The 17,606-nt window shown below is 65.6% G+C and carries 18 protein-coding genes and 2 tRNA genes; 6 read left to right on the top strand and 14 right to left on the bottom strand.

The annotated features are described in order from the left end of the window. Positions 1-271 precede the first annotated feature (271 nt). Together ACP7AZ_RS02265 and ACP7AZ_RS02260 are read left to right on the top strand one after the other, a co-directional pair. Positions 272-2,002 (top strand): DUF6538 domain-containing protein, encoded by a 1,731-nt coding sequence (locus ACP7AZ_RS02265; RefSeq protein ID WP_426035660.1) that lies wholly within the window; start codon positions 272-274, stop codon positions 2,000-2,002. Between the two features lie 929 nt (positions 2,003-2,931). Then, complete coding sequence (locus ACP7AZ_RS02260) at positions 2,932-3,324, top strand: hypothetical protein (protein ID WP_426035658.1); 393 nt, start codon at positions 2,932-2,934, stop codon at positions 3,322-3,324. Positions 3,325-3,921: 597 nt separating this feature from the next. On the opposite strand, the gene ACP7AZ_RS02255 is transcribed toward ACP7AZ_RS02260, so the two are convergent. From ACP7AZ_RS02255 to ACP7AZ_RS02240, 4 genes are all read right to left on the bottom strand, one after another. After that, a tRNA-Glu gene (locus ACP7AZ_RS02255) sits at positions 3,922-3,996 on the bottom strand. Positions 3,997-4,056: 60 nt separating this feature from the next. After that, a complete protein-coding gene (gene recJ, locus ACP7AZ_RS02250) occupies positions 4,057-5,889 on the bottom strand; it encodes a single-stranded-DNA-specific exonuclease RecJ (protein ID WP_426035656.1) in 1,833 nt (610 codons plus the stop codon). Continuing rightward, a complete protein-coding gene (gene glpX / locus ACP7AZ_RS02245) occupies positions 5,889-6,845 on the bottom strand; it encodes a class II fructose-bisphosphatase (protein ID WP_426035654.1) in 957 nt (318 codons plus the stop codon). The genes recJ and glpX overlap by 1 nt, the downstream gene beginning before the upstream one ends. A gap of 62 nt (positions 6,846-6,907) precedes the next feature. Then, on the bottom strand, positions 6,908-7,327 hold the full coding sequence (locus ACP7AZ_RS02240) for a hypothetical protein (protein WP_426035652.1): 420 nt from the start codon (positions 7,325-7,327) through the stop codon (positions 6,908-6,910). 120 nt (positions 7,328-7,447) lie between these two features. On the opposite strand from ACP7AZ_RS02240, the gene phaC reads away from it, so the two are divergent. Together phaC and ACP7AZ_RS02230 are read left to right on the top strand one after the other, a co-directional pair. Continuing rightward, complete coding sequence (gene phaC / locus ACP7AZ_RS02235) at positions 7,448-9,427, top strand: class I poly(R)-hydroxyalkanoic acid synthase (RefSeq protein WP_426035650.1); 1,980 nt, start codon at positions 7,448-7,450, stop codon at positions 9,425-9,427. Next, on the top strand, positions 9,424-9,798 hold the full coding sequence (locus ACP7AZ_RS02230; RefSeq protein WP_426035648.1) for a hypothetical protein: 375 nt from the start codon (positions 9,424-9,426) through the stop codon (positions 9,796-9,798). The genes phaC and ACP7AZ_RS02230 overlap by 4 nt, the downstream gene beginning before the upstream one ends. Here the strand turns inward: ACP7AZ_RS02230 and msrB are convergent. The 5 genes from msrB to ACP7AZ_RS02205 form a co-directional block, all read right to left on the bottom strand. Beyond that, the gene (gene msrB, locus ACP7AZ_RS02225) at positions 9,785-10,288 is read right to left on the bottom strand and encodes a peptide-methionine (R)-S-oxide reductase MsrB (protein ID WP_426035646.1); all 504 of its coding nucleotides are present in this window, start codon (positions 10,286-10,288) and stop codon (positions 9,785-9,787) included. The two genes, ACP7AZ_RS02230 and msrB, sit on opposite strands and share 14 nt — an antisense overlap. Before the next feature lie 89 nt (positions 10,289-10,377). Further along, the gene (argC, locus tag ACP7AZ_RS02220; RefSeq protein ID WP_426035644.1) at positions 10,378-11,316 is read right to left on the bottom strand and encodes an N-acetyl-gamma-glutamyl-phosphate reductase; all 939 of its coding nucleotides are present in this window, start codon (positions 11,314-11,316) and stop codon (positions 10,378-10,380) included. A 212-nt stretch (positions 11,317-11,528) separates the two neighbouring features. Further along, complete coding sequence (rpsI, locus tag ACP7AZ_RS02215) at positions 11,529-12,029, bottom strand: 30S ribosomal protein S9 (RefSeq protein WP_303695693.1); 501 nt, start codon at positions 12,027-12,029, stop codon at positions 11,529-11,531. Between the two features lie 2 nt (positions 12,030-12,031). Then, entirely contained in the window at positions 12,032-12,508 is a 477-nt protein-coding gene (gene rplM, locus ACP7AZ_RS02210; RefSeq protein WP_425991582.1) for a 50S ribosomal protein L13, read from the bottom strand. A gap of 184 nt (positions 12,509-12,692) precedes the next feature. Beyond that, entirely contained in the window at positions 12,693-13,784 is a 1,092-nt protein-coding gene (locus tag ACP7AZ_RS02205) for a COX15/CtaA family protein (protein WP_426035642.1), read from the bottom strand. A gap of 135 nt (positions 13,785-13,919) precedes the next feature. Here ACP7AZ_RS02205 and ACP7AZ_RS02200 point away from each other — a divergent pair, with 135 nt between their 5' ends. Continuing rightward, positions 13,920-14,183: a transglycosylase gene (locus tag ACP7AZ_RS02200; RefSeq protein ID WP_426035640.1), complete on the top strand. Its 264-nt coding sequence runs from the start codon at positions 13,920-13,922 to the stop codon at positions 14,181-14,183. After that, on the top strand, positions 14,183-14,395 hold the full coding sequence (locus ACP7AZ_RS02195; RefSeq protein WP_426035638.1) for a DUF2842 domain-containing protein: 213 nt from the start codon (positions 14,183-14,185) through the stop codon (positions 14,393-14,395). The genes ACP7AZ_RS02200 and ACP7AZ_RS02195 overlap by 1 nt, the downstream gene beginning before the upstream one ends. Positions 14,396-14,567: 172 nt before the next feature. Here ACP7AZ_RS02195 and ACP7AZ_RS02190 read toward each other — a convergent pair. From ACP7AZ_RS02190 to plsX, 5 genes are all read right to left on the bottom strand, one after another. Beyond that, a tRNA-Pro gene (locus tag ACP7AZ_RS02190) sits at positions 14,568-14,644 on the bottom strand. A gap of 73 nt (positions 14,645-14,717) precedes the next feature. Continuing rightward, on the bottom strand, positions 14,718-15,146 hold the full coding sequence (locus ACP7AZ_RS02185; protein ID WP_426035636.1) for a MerR family transcriptional regulator: 429 nt from the start codon (positions 15,144-15,146) through the stop codon (positions 14,718-14,720). Beyond that, complete coding sequence (locus ACP7AZ_RS02180; protein ID WP_426036066.1) at positions 15,146-15,478, bottom strand: integration host factor subunit alpha; 333 nt, start codon at positions 15,476-15,478, stop codon at positions 15,146-15,148. Before ACP7AZ_RS02180 ends, ACP7AZ_RS02185 begins: the two co-directional genes overlap by 1 nt. A gap of 53 nt (positions 15,479-15,531) precedes the next feature. After that, on the bottom strand, positions 15,532-16,509 hold the full coding sequence (locus tag ACP7AZ_RS02175) for a beta-ketoacyl-ACP synthase III (protein WP_426035634.1): 978 nt from the start codon (positions 16,507-16,509) through the stop codon (positions 15,532-15,534). Continuing rightward, positions 16,506-17,582, bottom strand: a complete 1,077-nt coding sequence (gene plsX / locus ACP7AZ_RS02170) for a phosphate acyltransferase PlsX (protein ID WP_426035632.1) — start codon at positions 17,580-17,582, stop codon at positions 16,506-16,508. Before plsX ends, ACP7AZ_RS02175 begins: the two co-directional genes overlap by 4 nt. Between the last annotated feature and the right edge of the window lie 24 nt (positions 17,583-17,606).

Genomic DNA, 17,606 nt, shown 5'->3' with positions numbered 1-17,606 from the left:
CTCATCGCGAACTTCACCGGGAATGAACTCGCCTGGCGTCTCGCTCAGGACACGGCTCCACGGCACGATCCCTGCGCGTCGCGACGGCGACGGGGGGCGGCGGATCAGGATGTGTGGAATGCCCCGCGTGGCAGTCCCTAGGGGACAGGGTCATGCCGCCGGCTATACGACTGTAGTCCTTGCTATTCTCGCCAAATCAGCACCTTAGCGTGGGTGCCGTAGCCAGTTTCGTAGAACGGAGCGTAGAAAGCGGTGCCAGGACCACGCACCGATGCCGAGTCGAACATCCCGTGTCACACGCAAGTTGAACCCGGGAATCTATGGTCGCCCTGACGGGAAGCTCCAAGCCCATCTCAAGATCCCGGCCGATCTCCACTTCGCCTACGGACGCACTAAGAGAGTCGTGAGCCTCGAGACTGATGATCCCGACGAGGCGAACCGACGGCATGCGAAAGAGGTGTCAAAGGATCTGGTCGCATTCGAGTCGCTTCGACGAGGGACAGCCTCCGAAACATTTGAGGCATTTGCCAGACAGCTGCACGCCGCCCAGACCCATGAAATCGCGCGCGTAGCCGATGAACAGCTGACGGCGAAGAACCCCTCACCCAACGTCTACACCGCCCAGAGCCTAGTCGCGCGATTGAACACCGACGACCCCGACGAACTTGCCGCGACCGTTGGATGGGCAGCCGACGCCTTCTTCGCACAACAGATGAACCTCAACTTCTCCGAACTACCCGACACGCTCCTGCGGTCTGCGGTCTACCGTCAGGTGCTTCGTGAATGTGCCGAGGTTCTGAAGGACTCATGGCGGGCTGGGCGTGAGATCGAATTCGGACGAGCGGTATCGCCTCCTCGTTACCCTGCGCTTCGGTCTGACATAGGCGAATCCCCTGACGGCAACCGAGCCCTTGACCCGCGAGCGGCATGGCCATTCTCTCGCTACTTCCGGGAGGTTTACCAGCCAGATCATCGGGGCGAGATCGAGGACGGATCTGCTAAGATCAAAGAGCAGTCGGTTGATTATTTCGTCGACCTCCTTGGCGACAAGCCTGTCTTCCGTGTGACCCGCGCTGATGTCTCTGAGTTCCAAGGCCTTCTACGATATCTTCCGGACGGGCGCATTCTGACCGGCTCGCTCAAGGGCAAGTCGGCCCGTGAACTGGTCGATCTCCAGAAGGGGGGCGGCAGCAGTCTGAAACGACTGGCCGCCGCTACGATCAACAGACACGTAGGCAACATCAAGACCGTCTTGGCCTCGGCTCTCGATGCAGGACACATCCGGTTGAACCCCACACTCGGGCTCAAAAACGTCAAGCCGAATGCCAGCAATCCGGTAGTCCAGAGACGTCCATTCTCGGGCTCGGAACTGAAGCAGATCTTCGATCAGCCGATGTATGCGGGATGTGCTGGCGACGACAGTCGTGGCTTATTCCGTCCTGGCAGCGTCATGATCAGAGACGAGCGGTTCTGGATCCCGATGCTCTGCTTCCTCACCGGAGCGCGCGCCAGCGAGATAGCCGGGCTGGAGAAGCCGGAAGTCATCATCGGGGACGGTGTCGATCGCATTGTGTTCCGCTTCACCCCCCTCCGACGCCTCAAGAACAAGGACACCGAGCGCGTCATCCCTCTGCACCCTTGGGCGATGATGATGGGCTTCGACGAATATCTGCGGACCCTGCCAGCGACGACGTCTTACCTCTTCCCCAAGGTTGTCGAGGAAGCACGAGACGCCAAGGGGGTGTTGTCCGATCACGAGTTGGACGGAAGCTGCGTGTTCCGCCAGTTCAACCGGACCATCCTCAAGCACGTCGGCCTCGACCAGGACCCCTCCGTGTCACTCCACTCTTTCCGACACGTCTTCGAGGACGCCATGACCGGGAAGAACATCCCGGAAGAGGTGATGTTCAGGCTCACCGGGAGAGCCACCGGGGGCATCCATCAGGATTGCTCCGGGCCAGAGACCGGCGGCGTCAATGTCGGCACTGGCACCGGGTCCTGAAACGACCAGAACACCCTCTGCGAAATCGAGGCGCACCTTGAACAACGCCTTGCCGCGCACTCGGGTCGTTGCGGTTTTCAAGGCGGCAGCAAGCTGGGCGCGATCCACGGTCAGGGCAAAGCGGCTCATGTATTGACTTTCTGCTCCAATGTTGGACCGATCGAGGATGGCGGTTGACGCTTACTCAGGCTGGCAAGGACGCACATCCGTGGACCCTGTCATGCGGTCGGGCGCTTGTGGAGTCGGCAGCGAGCAGAGCCCCTATCCCGCAATGGCTGCGTCGGGCTGGCCGGCCATCAGTGCATTGATCCAGGCTAGGGCTAGGTCGCGGCTGCGATAGGAGCCCCATTTGGCGATCTCATCGCGCTCGACGATCGGGAAGGTCGAGTAAATGTAGCGGATGTCGTCGCGGCTCTGCGTTGGGTCTGCCGGGTCGAAGACGCCGTAGAGGATGAAGTAGAGCGCATCCAGCTTTGGGGGAAGGCACCGGCGATGTCCAATAGGCGCGCACGAACGACCGCAGAATCGACAGCCTTGTAGGCCGGGTCCGTCCGGATGGCCTCTTGAAGGTAGTCGGTGCTGAACAGCGCACCCGCCGTAAACAAAGCCGAATCAAGCACGGGTTGTTCCTATCCACCCCTTTGCATAGCTCCTCCGCCTAGGCGCGGACAGGCTGGGTTTAGAGACCGGACGCAGCCTACAGCCGTAGCCGTCAAACCCGACCGCCGCGCGCGAGGCACGCAAGCCCAGCTGGAGATCAACGGAATATCACACGCAGTCGGAGGAATCCGCTTACGGGCCGCCACAGCGCGTATTGGGTTGTCCGCATACAATCACGCTGGAAGTAGACACTTAGCGCTCCAGCACCTCTCTGAGAGCATTGTAGAGGTATCGGCGATCCAATGACTAACTAGACCGCTCATGATCCCTTGTTTGACGTGTCATTCCCGCAACCTTTGAACCAGAAATCGTCCATACTGACTGAACGCAACAATGCGTCAGAGGAACTCATATTTATCGAATTCGCGCTGCTTAAATGGAACAATGATAGTCTCGTCCGCTACGAACGGCTCACTAACGCATCCATGTCGGAAGCCCTTGCGTTCGCTGAGGGCATGATAACTGAACGCATCAACCCCGCGCGTAACGACCAAGCTCTTCCCGGCACGACATACGCCTTCGAGGTCGGACATCGCGACACGGAGGTGACCCCCCATTACTCTGGCGATGTTACTGTCGGCGTCTGGCATATCATGGGCGAACGTCACTGCCCGGAAATCGTCTGGCAGGCCAAAATCCACGGCGGACAGAGCGTCAACTAGGCGGCCTTCTCCTCGGGAACAGCATCTCCCACGTGATAACCTGATGGGGCTCGCGTCTGTTGCCGTCCGGGCGGCTGGGAAAGCGTTTGTTGGCCGGAGGCATCCCAGAGCAGTCGGGCTGGTGATACGGCCCTTATTGGGGCGTAGATGATGCCATAGACGCCCCCTTCGGCACCTGATCGTATGGCCGAGGCCCGCACAGCCTTTAGACGGGCGTCGCGGTCCATGAGTGGAAAGGTGAAATAGCGGAGGCGATGATTCTGACTGTCCATCGAATCTATCTCGCAGGTGCCGCAATAGTGGGGAAACGCTGATAATCCCGGCATCGTCAGCGACATCCAGCTTCCGGACTCCAAGCGCACAGCCGAGGTGTTCTGCCCTCAGATGCTCGTCTTTTTGGTCGATGATCCGCAAGTCGCCAGGGCTCATCGGGCGCTTAGGCGGATGCCCATTTCTCTTGAAAACGACCCCTGCGCTGAGAGGACGATGACCTGTCGAACAGGCCATCGGAACAGCACCTAAAATCGTGGAAATAACCGTAGAAAACCACGCCCGAAACGGGGGTTATCTATCTGATTATATTAGGAAAGCCCCGCGTGGCAGTCCCTAGGGGAGTCGAACCCCTCTTTTCAGGTTGAAAACCTGACGTCCTAACCGATAGACGAAGGGACCGCGGCGCGGGGAAGCGGCGATATAGCGGGCGATTCCGGGGGGCGCAAGCGCCGTTTCGAACTAACTAGCCATCCGCGGATCGGCGATGTCCTCGATCTCGAACTGCACGCCCTTGCGACCGTTCCAGTCGTCCGCCTTCAGACGACCCACGACGCTGAGACCGCTCTGCCCTGCCAGCAGCGCCCGGCCGGTCGGCAGGTCGGCACAGCGCCAGGCGATGGCCTTGACCGAGGCGCCGTCCGCCCCGACGAGTCGACAGCGCACATGGCCGCCGTTCATCTGCACCGGCTCGCGGGCCTGGACGCCGTGCAGGGCGAACAGGGGTTCGGGGTTGGCGGGGCCGAAGGGGGCCAGCCGTTCGAAATCCTCGAACAGGGCGCGAGACGCGGCGCCCGGCTCGATCAGGGCGTCGACCTCGACCCAGTCCAGCGCGTCGGCATCGGCCTGTTCGTCGGCCATGGTCCCGTTCAGGAAATCTCTCAAGGCGTCGATCCCGTCCGGCCGCATCGTCAAACCCGCCGCCATCGCGTGCCCGCCGCCGGCCAGCAGCAGGCCTTCGCGCCAGGCCGCCTGGATGGCGCGACCCAGGTTCATGCCCGGCTGGGACCGGCCCGAGCCCTTGGCGACACCGCCGACCGCGTCCACGCCGATGACGATGACGGGTTTCCGCCAGCGCTCGCGCAGCCTTCCCGCGACGATGCCGACGACGCCGGGGTGCCAGTCCTCGCCGGAGACCACGACCACGGCCGAGCCGTCGGCGTGCTGGCCGGTCGCCTCGACGCGGCGAGTGGCGGTCTCGGTGACCTCGCGCTCGACCTCCCGTCGGGCGATGTTGAGGGCGTCGAGCTCTTCGGCCAGGGCCCGGGCCTCGAGCGGGTCATCCGTAGACAGCAGGCGGGCGCCGAGATCGGCCCGACCGATTCGCCCGCCCGCGTTGATGCGCGGCCCGAGGATGAAGCCGGCGTGATTCGACTTCGCGGGGCCGGGTTCGGCGCCCGCGACAGCCAGCAGGGCCTTAAGCCCGGGATTGCCCCAGCTCGACATGACCTTCAGGCCCAGGCCGGTCAGGGCGCGATTGAAGCCGGTCAGGCCGGTGACGTCGCAGATGGCGCCGAGCGCGGCGAGATCCAGCCACTGGCGGATATCCGGTTCGGCGCGATCGGCGAACAGCCCCTGTTGGCGGGCCTCGCGGTTCAGGGCAGCCAGAAGGACGAAGACCACCCCCGCCGCCGCCAGGTTGCCCTGGCCTGAGGTGTCGCCGGGGCGATTCGGGTTCACCACGGCCAGACACTGCGGCGGCTCCTCGCGCATCATGTGGTGGTCGATGACCACGACCTTGAGCCCGACCGCGCAGGCGTGGGCGATGGCTTCGTTGGCCGCTGCGCCGCAGTCCACGGTAATGACCAGATCGGCGCCCGACGCCTTCAGCCGGTCAAAGGCCAGCGGGCTCGGCCCGTAGCCTTCGGTCAGACGATCCGGCACATAGAGGGGCAGGTCAGCCCCCAAGGACCGGAACCAGCGCACCAGCAGGGCCGCGCTCGAAGCGCCGTCGACATCATAGTCGGCGAAGACGTGGATGCTCTCGCCCGCCTGGAGGGCGGCGACGATGGCCGCAGCGGCCGCGTCCATGTCCATGAAGGACGACGGATTGGGGAACAGCCGTTTCAGCGTCGGCTCAAGAAAGTCCGCGCCCTGATCCGCCAGGACGCCTCGAGCGGCGAGCGCCCTAGCCAGGGGTTCGGACAGTCCCAGCCCCTGCATATGCGCGCGGACGACCGAAGCCTCGGCCGGCCTCTGCCGCCAGGCGCGTCCGGACAGCGAGCGCGAGACATCGAGGAACCCCGGCGCCCATCCCTCTTTATGAGGGCCGGATGCGGGGGCTCCATCCGCCATCAGAGGGGGCGCGTGGTGTGGATGCGCCGCACGGTGCGGGTCGAGGAGTCCATGACCAGGGTGTGGGTGGTGACGAATCCCTGCCCCATCTTCACCCCGTCCAGCATGGCGCCCTTGGTCACGCCGGTGGCGGCGAAGACGGCGTCCTTCGACACCAGCTCATGCAGGTCGTATTTGCGGTCGAAATCGGTCACGCCGGTGCGTTCGGCGCGGGCGCGCTCGTCGTCGTTGCGGAACAGCAGTCGGCCCTGGAAGTGACCGCCGACGCATTTCAGCGCCGAGGCGGCCAACACACCCTCAGGCGCTCCGCCGGAGCCGAGATACAGGTCGATACCCGTTTCCGGCTCGGCCGTGTGGATGACGCCGGCCACGTCGCCGTCGGTGATCAGCATGACCCGAGCGCCGACTTCGCGCAGGGCCGCGATCAGGTCCTCGTGGCGCGGACGGTCCATGACGCAGACGGTGATGTCTTGCGGCCGCACGCCCTTGGCGGAAGCCAGCGAACGGACATTGTCGCCCGGCTTCATGTCCAGATCGACGGTGCCCGGCGCATAGCCCGGGCCGATGGCGATCTTGTCCATATAGGTGTCGGGCGCGTGCAGCATGCCGCCGCCGGCCGACATCGACAGGACCGTCAGGGCGTTGGCCATGGCCTTGGCCGTCAGGGTGGTGCCTTCCAGCGGGTCCAGGGCGATATCGATCTTGGGGCCTTTGCCGGTGCCGACCTTCTCGCCGATGTAGAGCATCGGGGCTTCGTCGCGCTCGCCCTCGCCGATGACGATCTTGCCGTCGATGTCGAGGCTGTTCAGCGCCGTGCGCATGGCGTCGACCGCCAGCTGGTCGGCCTGTTTCTCGTCGCCGCGGCCGATCTGGGCCCAGGACGCGATGGCCGCCAGTTCGGTGACCATGGCGGCGTCGGCAGCGAGGGTCGAGGCGAAGGGGGCCGTGTCAGCCATGTCGAATGCTCCTGAGGAAGGATGATCCCCGGATTCTCTCGACCGGGCGATAGGGACGAAAATCAGCGGGGCGCCGGGCCCCTGTCCACGGGCGGCGGAGCGGTTCCGCGCTGGCGCGTGCGGGCGGCGAAGGCCTCGACCTCCGCCTGGGTCTCGGCGGTGACCGGGGCCACGGCCTGGGCGTCGATGCGGCTGTTGACCTCATTGGCGAAGGCGACCGGATCGCCCAGCTGCCAGTCGACCCGCGCGGCCTCGGCGGCCAGGTCCGTGCCGCTGACGCGCAGGCCGTTCACGCGGGCGGCGACCTCCACGGGTTCCGGCAGGGGATCGGTCGAACGCGGAAAATCCTCCCAGCGGGGATAGGCGCGGTTGGCATCCACCAGGGCCTGAACACGGGGCGCGAGGGGCGAGGCCTCGTCCGTCTGGGGGTCGAACGCGGTCGCACATCCGCCCAGGGCCGTGACGGCCGAAGCGAGCAGCAAGCCGCCGGATATCTTTTTCGCCTGACGCGCGTTCATTTCGGGTCCGGTCTAGGCCATGATCGCGACAGGCGGAAGGGCGGAGCAAACGTCCGACGTCACAGCGGAGGCGCGCGGATACCCATGGCCAGGACCCCCAGGACCCCGCCCGAGCCCCTGCCCGTCGCCCGGGCGCCGCGGAAGTCAGGCCGCCCGACCTCGGCCAAACCCCGAGCGCCGCGTGCGCATACGGCGCCGGTCGAGACGGTCCCGCAGCCGGAACCCCGGGTCGAGGCCCAGGCTGAAGCGCCCACGGCCGGCTCGTCGCCCCCGGCTGACACTCCGTTCGCCTTCCCCGGCGCCGACCAGCGCGAAATGCTGGAGGCCCTGTCGCTGAACCTGGCCAGGGCGGCGATGACGGCGCAATCCGCGATCGCCGAGGCGGCTCTGTCACAGGCGGATCGCCCCGCCGCCCTGTCGCCCGACCCGTTCAACGTCGGCCCGGCGATGAATTCGGTGATGACCAGCCTCGCCTCGCGCCCGGACAAGCTGTTCGCGGCCCAGGCCGATCTGTTCAATCGCTATATGGACCTGTGGGCCACTTCGACTCGGCGCGCGGCCGGGGAAGAGACCCTTGCCCCCTCGAAAGACAAGCGGTTCAAGGACCCGGCCTGGTCGGAGAATCCGATGTTCGACATGATGCGCCAGTCCTATCTCGTGACGTCGGACTGGATGAACGGCCTCGTCTCCTCGGTCGAGGACGTCGATCCCAGGACCAAGCGCCGCGCCGAATTCTTCACCAAACTGCTGACCGACGCCTTCTCGCCGTCGAACTTCCTCGCCTCCAACCCGGTCGCCCTGAAGGCCATGGCCGAGACCAACGGCGAATCGCTGGTCAAGGGGATGCAGAATTTCGCCGCCGACCTCGAACGCGGCATGGGCAAGCTGAAGATCAGCCAGGCCGACTACGGCAAGTTCGTCGTCGGCGAGAACGTCGCCACCGCCCCGGGCCAGGTTATCTGGCGCGACGAGCTGTTCGAGCTGATCCAGTTCGATGCGGCCACGGAGACGCAGCACACCGTCCCGCTGCTGATCTTCCCGCCATGGATCAACAAATTCTACATTATGGATCTGCAGCCGGAGAACTCGCTTATCCGCTGGCTGTCGGCCCAGGGCTTCACCGTCTTCGTCTGCTCCTGGGTCAATCCGGACAAGGACAAGGCCGGGTTCGGCTTCGACGAGTATCTGGAAAAGGGCATCTATCGCGCCGTCGAGAAGACGCTCGAGCAGACGGGTTCGAAGACGGTGAACACCGTCGGCTACTGCATCGGCGGGACGCTTATGGGGGCGGCGCTGGCGCATATGGCCGCCAGGAAGGACGGCCGTGTCGCCGCCACCACATTCTTCGCCGCCCAGCACGACTTCGCCGAGGCCGGCGACCTCTTGCTGTTCACCGACGAGCACTGGCTGGGCCAGGTCGAGGAGCAGATGGACGCAGCAGGCGGCGTTCTGCCCGGTGCGGCGATGGCGGAGACCTTCAACGCCCTTCGCGCCAACGACCTGATCTGGTCGTTCTTCGTCAGCAACTACCTGATGGGCAAATCGCCTGCTGCGTTCGACCTGCTGTTCTGGAACGCCGACCAGACCCGCATGCCCAAAAAGCTGCACCTCGACTATCTGCGCTCGATGTACGGCCAGAACCTGTTGTCGAAGGGCGAGTTCACCATCGGCGGCATCAAGGTCGACCTGTCGAAGGTGACCATCCCGCTCTATTTCCAGGCCAGCCGCGAGGACCATATCGCGCCCATGAACTCGGTCTATCGCTCGGCCAGGGCCTTCTCGAACGCCGCCGTGACCCTGACGCTGGCTGGGTCCGGCCATATCGCCGGAGTTATCAATCCGCCCAGCGCGAACAAGTATCAGCACTGGACCAACGCTGCCCTGCCCGGAACCCTGGCCGAATGGCAGGCGGCGGCGGTGGAGCATCCCGGCAGCTGGTGGAACCACTGGGCCGCCTGGCTGGCCGACAAGTCCGGCGACATGATTCCGGCGCGTGATCCGAACAAGGGGCCGCTGAAGCCCATCGAGCCGGCCCCCGGCTCCTATGTGAAAGTGAAGTCTTGAAGCGTCTCGAACCGAACTTCCTGCTGGCCGTCTCGACCCTGATCGCCCTGACCCTGCTGATCGCGACCGGCGCCCTGTTCGGCGCGCCGGGAGGGGCGATCAAATATCCGGTCATCGCCGTGATCTGCGTGGTCGCCTTCGTGATCGGCAACGGCATCATGGCCCGGCGCATGGGCCGGGTGACACCGCCGATGATCAATCTCGACACGCCCGCGACCGCCGCCTGGGCCGGCGGCTTCCCGGTCGTGGTCATGCTGTTCGCCGCCATCCCGATGATCTGGAGCGGCCATGACTACGGACTGCTGGTCATCATCGCCTCGGTCATGGCCGGGGTGACCATCGAGTCGGCGCTGAAGGTCAGGCGGGCCTGAAGGTCAGGGCGACGCCGTTGTTGCAATAGCGTTTGCCGGTCGGGCGCGGGCCGTCGTCGAAGACGTGACCCTGATGCCCCAGGCAACGGGCGCAATGGTATTCGGTGCGGGGAATGCCGATGGCGAAATCCTGCTTCATGCCCAGCGAGCCCGGGATGTAGTCGTAGAAGCTGGGCCAGCCGGTGCCGCTGTCAAACTTGGTCCGCGACTGAAACAACGGCAGATCGCAGCCCCGGCAGACGAAGGTCCCGGCCCGATGCTCGTCGTTCAGCGGGCTGGTGAACGGCCGTTCGGTCGCTTCGTGGCGCAGGACGTCGTAGCTCAGGCCCGGCAACCGCGCACGCCACTGGGCGTCGGTCACGCGACGGAACGGCGAGCTGGCGTACTGCGCCACGGAGGCGTCGGCCTCGCCCGAGGTGCAGGACGCCAGGGCGGTCGCGGCGGCGCCGAGCAGAAGGGTCCGGCGTGAGGTCGTGAGAACGTGGGTCATGATCCCTTATACGTCGCAAAGGCGGGCAGGGTTTCAAGCGTCGACCGCTGTAAACTCCGTGCATCCCTGCCTTCGCGGGGATGCCCGGATCAAATGAGCCCCGTCGCCTCGTCCAGACCCAGCATCAGGTTGAGGTTCTGCACCGCCGCGCCCGATGCGCCCTTGCCGAGATTGTCCAGCAGGGCGACCAGCCGCGCCTGCGCGCCGTCGCGATGGCCGAAGACATGCAGACGCATGCTGTTGGTGCCGTTCAGCCCCTCTGGGTCCAGGCCCGTCATCGCCTCGGCAGCATCCAGCCCGGCGACCTCGACGAAGCGGCAGCCGTCATAGGCCTCGACCAGGGCGCCGTGGAGACGGTCGATTGACGGCGTCTCGGGCAGGGCCGAGAGCTGCAGCGGAACCTCGACCAGCATGCCCTGGCGATAGGCGCCGACGGCCGGGGCGAACAGGACATCGTGCTTCAGCCCCGAATGTTTGGTCATCTCCGGCACATGTTTGTGCTGCAGCGACAGGCCATAGGCGCGGAAGGCGTCGGCGGCGCCACCCTGTTCAAACTCGGCAATCATTGATTTTCCACCGCCGGAGTAGCCGGACACGGCATTGACCGTCATCGGCCAGTCGGCGGGGATCAGGCCGGCCTTCACCAGCGGGCGGACCAGGCCGATGAATCCGGTCGGATAGCAGCCGGGGTTCGACACCCGGCGCGAACCGATGATCTGGCCGCGCTGGACGGCGTCCATCTCGGCGAAGCCATAGGTCCAGCCGGTGGCGGTGCGGAAGGCGGTGGAGGCGTCGATGACCCGCGTCGTCGTATTCTCGATCATGGCCACGGCTTCCCTGGCCGCCTCGTCTGGTAGGCACAGGATGACGGCGTCGGCGGCGTTCAGCGCCTCGGCGCGCGCGGCCGGGTCCTTCCGCAGGTCGCCGGTCAGGGAGATGAACTCCAGGTCCGTCCGGCCTTCCAGCCGCTGGCGGATCTCCAGCCCCGTGGTCCCGGCCTCGCCGTCGATGAAGATGGTGTGGGTCATCCTGCCTCCTCCCTCTCCCGGTGGGAGAGGGCTTGAGCGCCCGAGAGCGCAGCGATCGGTTTTTCGCGAAAGGGTGAGGGTCGGGTGACTCCCGTTGAGGTCCAACCCTCATCCGTCCGCTCCGCGGCCACCTTCTCCCACCGGGAGAAGGAAGAAAAAAAGGCGCCCCGGGTTTCCCCGGAGCGCCTTTGTATTCCAAGTCGCGATTGCGACTAGCGCTTCGAGAACTGGAACGAACGACGGGCCTTGGCGCGGCCGTACTTCTTGCGCTCGACGACCCGGCTGTCGCGGGTCAGGAAGCCGTGCGGCTTCAGGACCGGGCGCAGGGCCGGTTCGTAGTGCGTCAGGGCGTGCGACAGGCCGTGGCGGATGGCGCCGGCCTGGCCGGACAGGCCGGAGCCCTCGACCGTGCAGACGACGTCGAACTCGGTCTCGCGACCGCAGACGACCAGCGGCTGGGCGATCATCATGCGCAGGATTTCGCGGGCGAAATACTGCAGTTGATCCTTGCCGTTGATAGTGAACTTGCCGCTGCCGGGCATGACCCAGACGCGGGCGATGGCGTTCTTGCGCTTGCCGGTCGAATAGGCGCGACCCTGGGCGTCGACCTTGCGGACATAGACCGGAGCCGAGTTGTCGTAGCCGTTGTCCGAGGTTGCGAGACCCTTGAGGGCGTCGAAGCCGGTGGCCGTGTCTTCAGTGACGTCGGTCATGCTCAGATGCTCCGGGTGTTCTTGGCCGAACGGCCGGCGAAGTCGATGGTCTCGGGCTGCTGGGCGTCGTGCTCGTGGGCCGAGCCGGCGAACAGACGCAGGTGGGTCATCTGACCGCGCGCCAGCGGGCTTTCCTTGGGCATCATCCGCTCGACAGCCTTCTCGAGCACGCGCTCGGGGAAGCGGCCGTTCAGGACCTTCTGCGGGGTCGTCGACTTGACGCCGCCCGGGTGGCCGGTGTGGCGATAGTAGATCTTGTCGGTCAGCTTCTTGCCGGTGAACACGACCTTGTCGACGTTGGTCACGACGACATAGTCGCCCGAGTCGACGTGGGGGGTGTAGGTCGGCAGGTGCTTGCCGCGCAGACGCATGGCGATGAAGGTCGCGAGACGGCCCACGACGACGCCTTCAGCGTCGATGTGAATCCACTTCCTCTCGACCTCGGACGGCTTCAAGGCAGCCGTGGTGCTCTTCAGCATGAGGTGGTTCCTGAAATAGGAGGCGAAACGGGGTCGCTCCGGACGGGCCGAAGCGAGCGAAGGCGCGCTAGTAGGGGAAACATCCACAGGCGTCAATGCCGGTTCGCGCGCGCAAAATGCCCTATAATATTGTTCTAAAACGGTTTTTCTGTAACGGTATGAAAATACCGCACGATTTGACGGCCTAGAGGCGGGGTCCGGACATGAAAAGCCGGGGTTGCGAGCGTCGGACCAGCCAGAGATTGGCCGTCGCCAGGGCCAGGACGACCGCCGCCCCCGCCTGGTGCAGCCCGCCCAGCCACAGCGGCACGGCGTGGATCAGGGTCACGATCCCCAGCGCCGCCTGCAGCCACAGGGCTGCGGCCACCACGAAGGCGGCCAGACCCAGCCCCTCGGCCAGCCGCCAGCGCCAGGCCTGGACTGCGTAGATGGTGCCGCCGATCAGCAGGCCATAGGCGAAGACCCGGTGATTGAACTGGACCAGCGCCTGGTCATGCAGGAAGGCCAGACCGCCGAGACCCCAGTCGACAGGCGCCAGGACATCGCCGTTCATCAGCGGCCAGTCGGTGTAGATGAAGCCGGCCTTGGCCCCGGCGACGAGACCGCCCAGCAGGCATTGAATGAAGATCGCGCCCAGGAGGATGGCGGCGCCCCGGCTCCAGCCCGCGGGCGAACGCGAATGCTCCTCGCCCGACCAGGCCTCCAGCCCCGTCCAGATCAGGCCGGCGAAAATGACCAGGGCCAGCCCCAGGTGGGTCGCCAGCCGCTCGGGGGCGACATCGACCCGTTCCGACAGGCCCGAAGACACCATCCACCAGCCGATCAGCCCCTGAAGTCCGCCGAGGGACAACAGCAGGGCGCAGCGCCAGATCAACCGCGTCGGCATGGCCATCCGGCCGAGGAAGCCCCGCCCGGACAGCAGCCGGAACGACAGGAAGGCGAAGAACGGCACGGCGAACACCACGCCGACCAGCCGCCCGACGAGCCGGTGGAACCACTCCCACCAGAAGATGGCCTGGAACTCCCCCAGCGACATGCCGGCGTTGATCTGGGCGTACTGCGGGATCGCCTTGTATTTCTCGAAGGCCTGGGCCCAGTCGGCGGCCGACATCGGCGGCAGGGCGCCCATGATCGGCTTCCACTCGGTGATCGACAGGCCTGAACCCGTCAGTCGGGTGATCCCCCCGATGACCACCATGGCGAATACCATGGCGGCGCAGACGAACAGCCAGATGGCGACGGCTCTCGATTGGTCCCGACTTCTGAAACGGCTCATTCGACGCCTGACGCTCCAACGGATACAGTGTCGCTAATCGCGGCGACCGGGGCGGTATGCCCTTGGATCGTGGCGAGATCAAAGTCCGAAGTCATGACGCAGGGTCGCATGCCGACCTGCCTGGAGCCCCCCGTTTTGGAATCACTGCTGGAATACGCCGATATCGTCGTCGCCGTTGTCGGGGCGTTCGTCCTCGGCTGGATCGCCGATCTGCTGACAGGGCGGAGGGGGCTGTTCGCCGCCTCGCTGGTGGCCCTGACCGGTGCGGCCTGCGGCTGGTTCCTGGCGGTGCGCGTCTTCGGGGTCTCGACGATGGACGAGTTCGGCTGGGTCCTGTGGTCGGGCGCAGGCACCGTGCTGGGTCTGGTCACCTACTATCTGTTCCGGAACACCCGCTGATGGGGCTGCGCGCGCGTCGGGCCATCGCCTCGGTCGGCATTCTCGCCTTCCTCGTCCTCTATGTGTGGGGGGTCATCGCCATCGGCGCCCATGTGCCGGATCATCCGGTGGCGTCCCTGCTCTTCTACGGTCTGGCCGGAACGCTGTGGGGCGTGCCGTTGCTGCCGCTGATGTCCTGGGCCGAGGGCAAGCCGTTCCTGAAGAAGCGGTAGAAGCGCGCCCCAATCCCGCTCAAGCACTGAGCGACCGCGTCGCGAGCGATAGCACACCAAACCCGCTCAAGCAGCGAGCCGCCGCGCGGCGAGTGATAGCGCCTCAAACATGCAAAAAGGGGCCGCTCGAAAGCGGCCCCTCTTAGCCGACTCATTTTCCTGAAAAGGAAGATGGTCGGAGCGACAGGATTCGAACCTGCGACCCCTTGACCCCCAGTCAAGTGCGCTACCAGGCTGCGCCACGCTCCGAGAGGCCGGTCCTATAGCGGGGGGTTGGCGTCGCCGCAAACGAGAAAACGCGTCACGCGTCCGATGGGCGGGTTCAACCCGCCAGAACGGCGTCCATCCGGGCGCGGGCGCTCTCCAGATCAGCCAGAATCCCCCGCAATTCGCGTTCGGACCGCCCCGAGGTCGAGGACACAGGTTCGGTTGTCGGCGCAGGCGCGGCTCCGGGCTGCGCATCCATGCTGAAGGCCGCATCCGCATCGCCGTAGGCGGCCAGACGGGCGATCCCCTGTTCCTGATGCAACCGCTGCACGCCCTTGATGGTCAGGCCCTCGTCGTGCAGCAGCCGACGGATCGCCTTCAGCACCACGATGTCATGAGGGCGATAGAATCGCCGCCCGCCGGCGCGTTTCACAGGCGTCACGAACGGGAACTTGGTCTCCCAGAACCGCAGGACATGCTGCGGGGCGCCCACCGCCTCCGCGGCCTCCGAAATCGTTCGGAAGGCGTTGGGGCTCTTGCTCATCAGGCGCCGGCGCCGTGAACGCGGGACTTCATGATCTGTGAGGCCCGGAAGCTGATGACACGGCGCGGGTTGATCGCCGCCGGCTCGCCCGTCTTGGGATTGCGCCCCATGCGCGCGCGCTTCTCGCGCACCTGGAAGACGCCGAAACCGGACAGTTTCACCGTCTCGCCCTGTTCCAGGCTCTCGACGATGAGCTCGAGCGTGCGCTCGACCATGCTGGAACATTCCTGCCGCGACAGGCCGACCTCTTCATGAACCGCTTCGCACAGGTCCGCGCGGGTCAAGGTTTGTAGTTCGCCCAAGGTTCGTCCCCTTTGATCCCGACACACCATAGAAGGCGAAAAGCGGGCGAAGTCAAAGGACACCGGGCGATTGTAGCCCGAAGTTACAGCCGGAAGGCGCAGGCGCCCCAGGTCAGGCCCCCGCCCATGGCCTCCAGCAGTACCAGATCGCCCTTCTTGATGCGCCCGTCCTGAATGGCGGCGTCCAGCGCCAGCGGGATGGAGGCGGCCGAGGTGTTGGCGTGCATGGCGACCGTGGAGATCACCTTGTGCTCATCCAGGCCGAGCCGGTCGCCCACGCCCTTGATGATTCGCTGATTGGCCTGGTGCGGCACGAACCAGTCGACCTCGGCCACGGTGATATTGGAGGCGGCGCAGGCTGCGGTGATGGCCTCGGCGATGTTTACCACGGCGTGACGGAACACCTGATTGCCCGCCATCCTGAGATGACCGACCGTCCCTGTGCTGGACGGACCGCCGTCGACATAGAGCAGATCGGTCTTGGTCCCGTCCGAGCGCAGGGCGAAGCCGAGCAGACCCTGATCGGCGCTGGTCCCCTGCCCCTCGCGCGGCTCGACCACTACAGCCCCGGCCCCGTCGCCGAACAGGACGCAGGTCGTCCGGTCGGTCCAGTCCATCAGCCGGGTCATTTCCTCGGCGCCGATAACCAGGGCGCATTTGGCCAGGCCGCGTGCGACGAAACCGTCAGCCACGCTCAGGGCATAGACGAATCCCGAACAGACGGCCTGGACGTCGAAGGCGATGCACACGGGCGCGCCAATCTTCCTCTGAACGATCGAGGCGGTCGCCGGGAAGGTCATGTCCGGCGTCGTGGTGGCGACGATGATCATGTCCACGTCGGCGGCGGTTCTGCCTGCGTCGGCGAGCGCCCGCCTCGCAGCTTCGGCCGCCAGGTCGCTGGTCGGCTGATCGTCACGGGCCTGATGGCGTTGCAAGATGCCGGTGCGCTCGATGATCCATTCGTCCGAGGTGTCGACGAACTTCGACAGATCGGCGTTGGTGACGACCTTTTCCGGCAGGAAGGAACCGACGCCGGTGACAGCGCTGCGGGTGACGCTCACGAAACGCTCTCTTGGGACTGGGTTTTGAGGGCCGCCGGGGCATGAAGCACGTCGCCGAGTCGCCCCAGATTGGCGCCAACGGTCTGCATATAGTCACTGCGGGCCAGATCGACAGCGATGCGGATGGCGTTGCCGAATCCCTTGGCGTCGGCGCCGCCGTGGCTTTTCACCACGATGCCGTTCAGCCCCAGCAAAGGGCCGCCGTTGATGGCGCTGGGGTCGATCTTCTGGGCCATGGCCTTCAACGCGGGCATGGCGATGAAGGCTCCCGCCTTCGCCTGGAGACTGGAGGTCAGGGCCTCCTTGAGCAGGACCGAGATGAACCGCGCCACGCCCTCTGCGGTCTTCAGGGCGATATTGCCGGTGAAACCGTCGGTGACGACCACATCGACCGTGCCCTTGGCGATGTCGTCGCCCTCGACGAAGCCGTGATAGTTCAGGCCCAGGCCACCCTCGCGCAGGATCCGCGCCGCCTCGCGCACCTCTTCGTGGCCCTTCATGTCCTCGGACCCGACGTTCAGGATGCCGATGGTCGGCCGGGCCGTGCCGTGCACGGCGGTGTGGAAGGCCTCGCCCATGATGGCGAACTCCACCAGCTGTTCGGCGTCGCTCTCGATATTGGCGCCGACGTCTAGGACGGCGGTGACGCCACGCTGGGTCGGCCAGCTGGCCACGATCGCCGGCCGCTCAAGGCCCGGCGCCGCCATGCGCAGGATCAGTTTGGAGATGGCCATAAGGGCGCCGGTGTTGCCAGCGGAAACGACAGCGCCCGCCTCGCCCGACTTCACCGCCTCGATGGCGTTCCAAAGGCTGGAACCCTTGCCGCGCCGCATCGCCTGGGCCGGCTTTTCGTCGGAGGCGATCTTCTTGTCCGTATGGCGGATGTCGCAGACCTCGGAGGTCAGGTTGAACTTCGCCAGTTCGGCGACGATCGCCTGCTCGTCGCCGTGCAGCAGGAAGCGGACGTCCTGCTCGCCGTGACGGCGGATGTAGTCGCGAATTCCGCCGACGACGACGGGCGGACCATGGTCGCCGCCCATGGCGTCGAGCGAGATAAGCGTGGGGGTTGGCAAGGGGTCGGAAACTCCGGTGCGTCG

This window comes from Brevundimonas sp. DC300-4, from assembly GCF_049897365.1.
Lineage (GTDB): Bacteria > Pseudomonadota > Alphaproteobacteria > Caulobacterales > Caulobacteraceae > Brevundimonas.
Note: the sequence above shows the minus strand (reverse complement) of the source record. Positions and strands in the feature narration are given on the sequence as shown.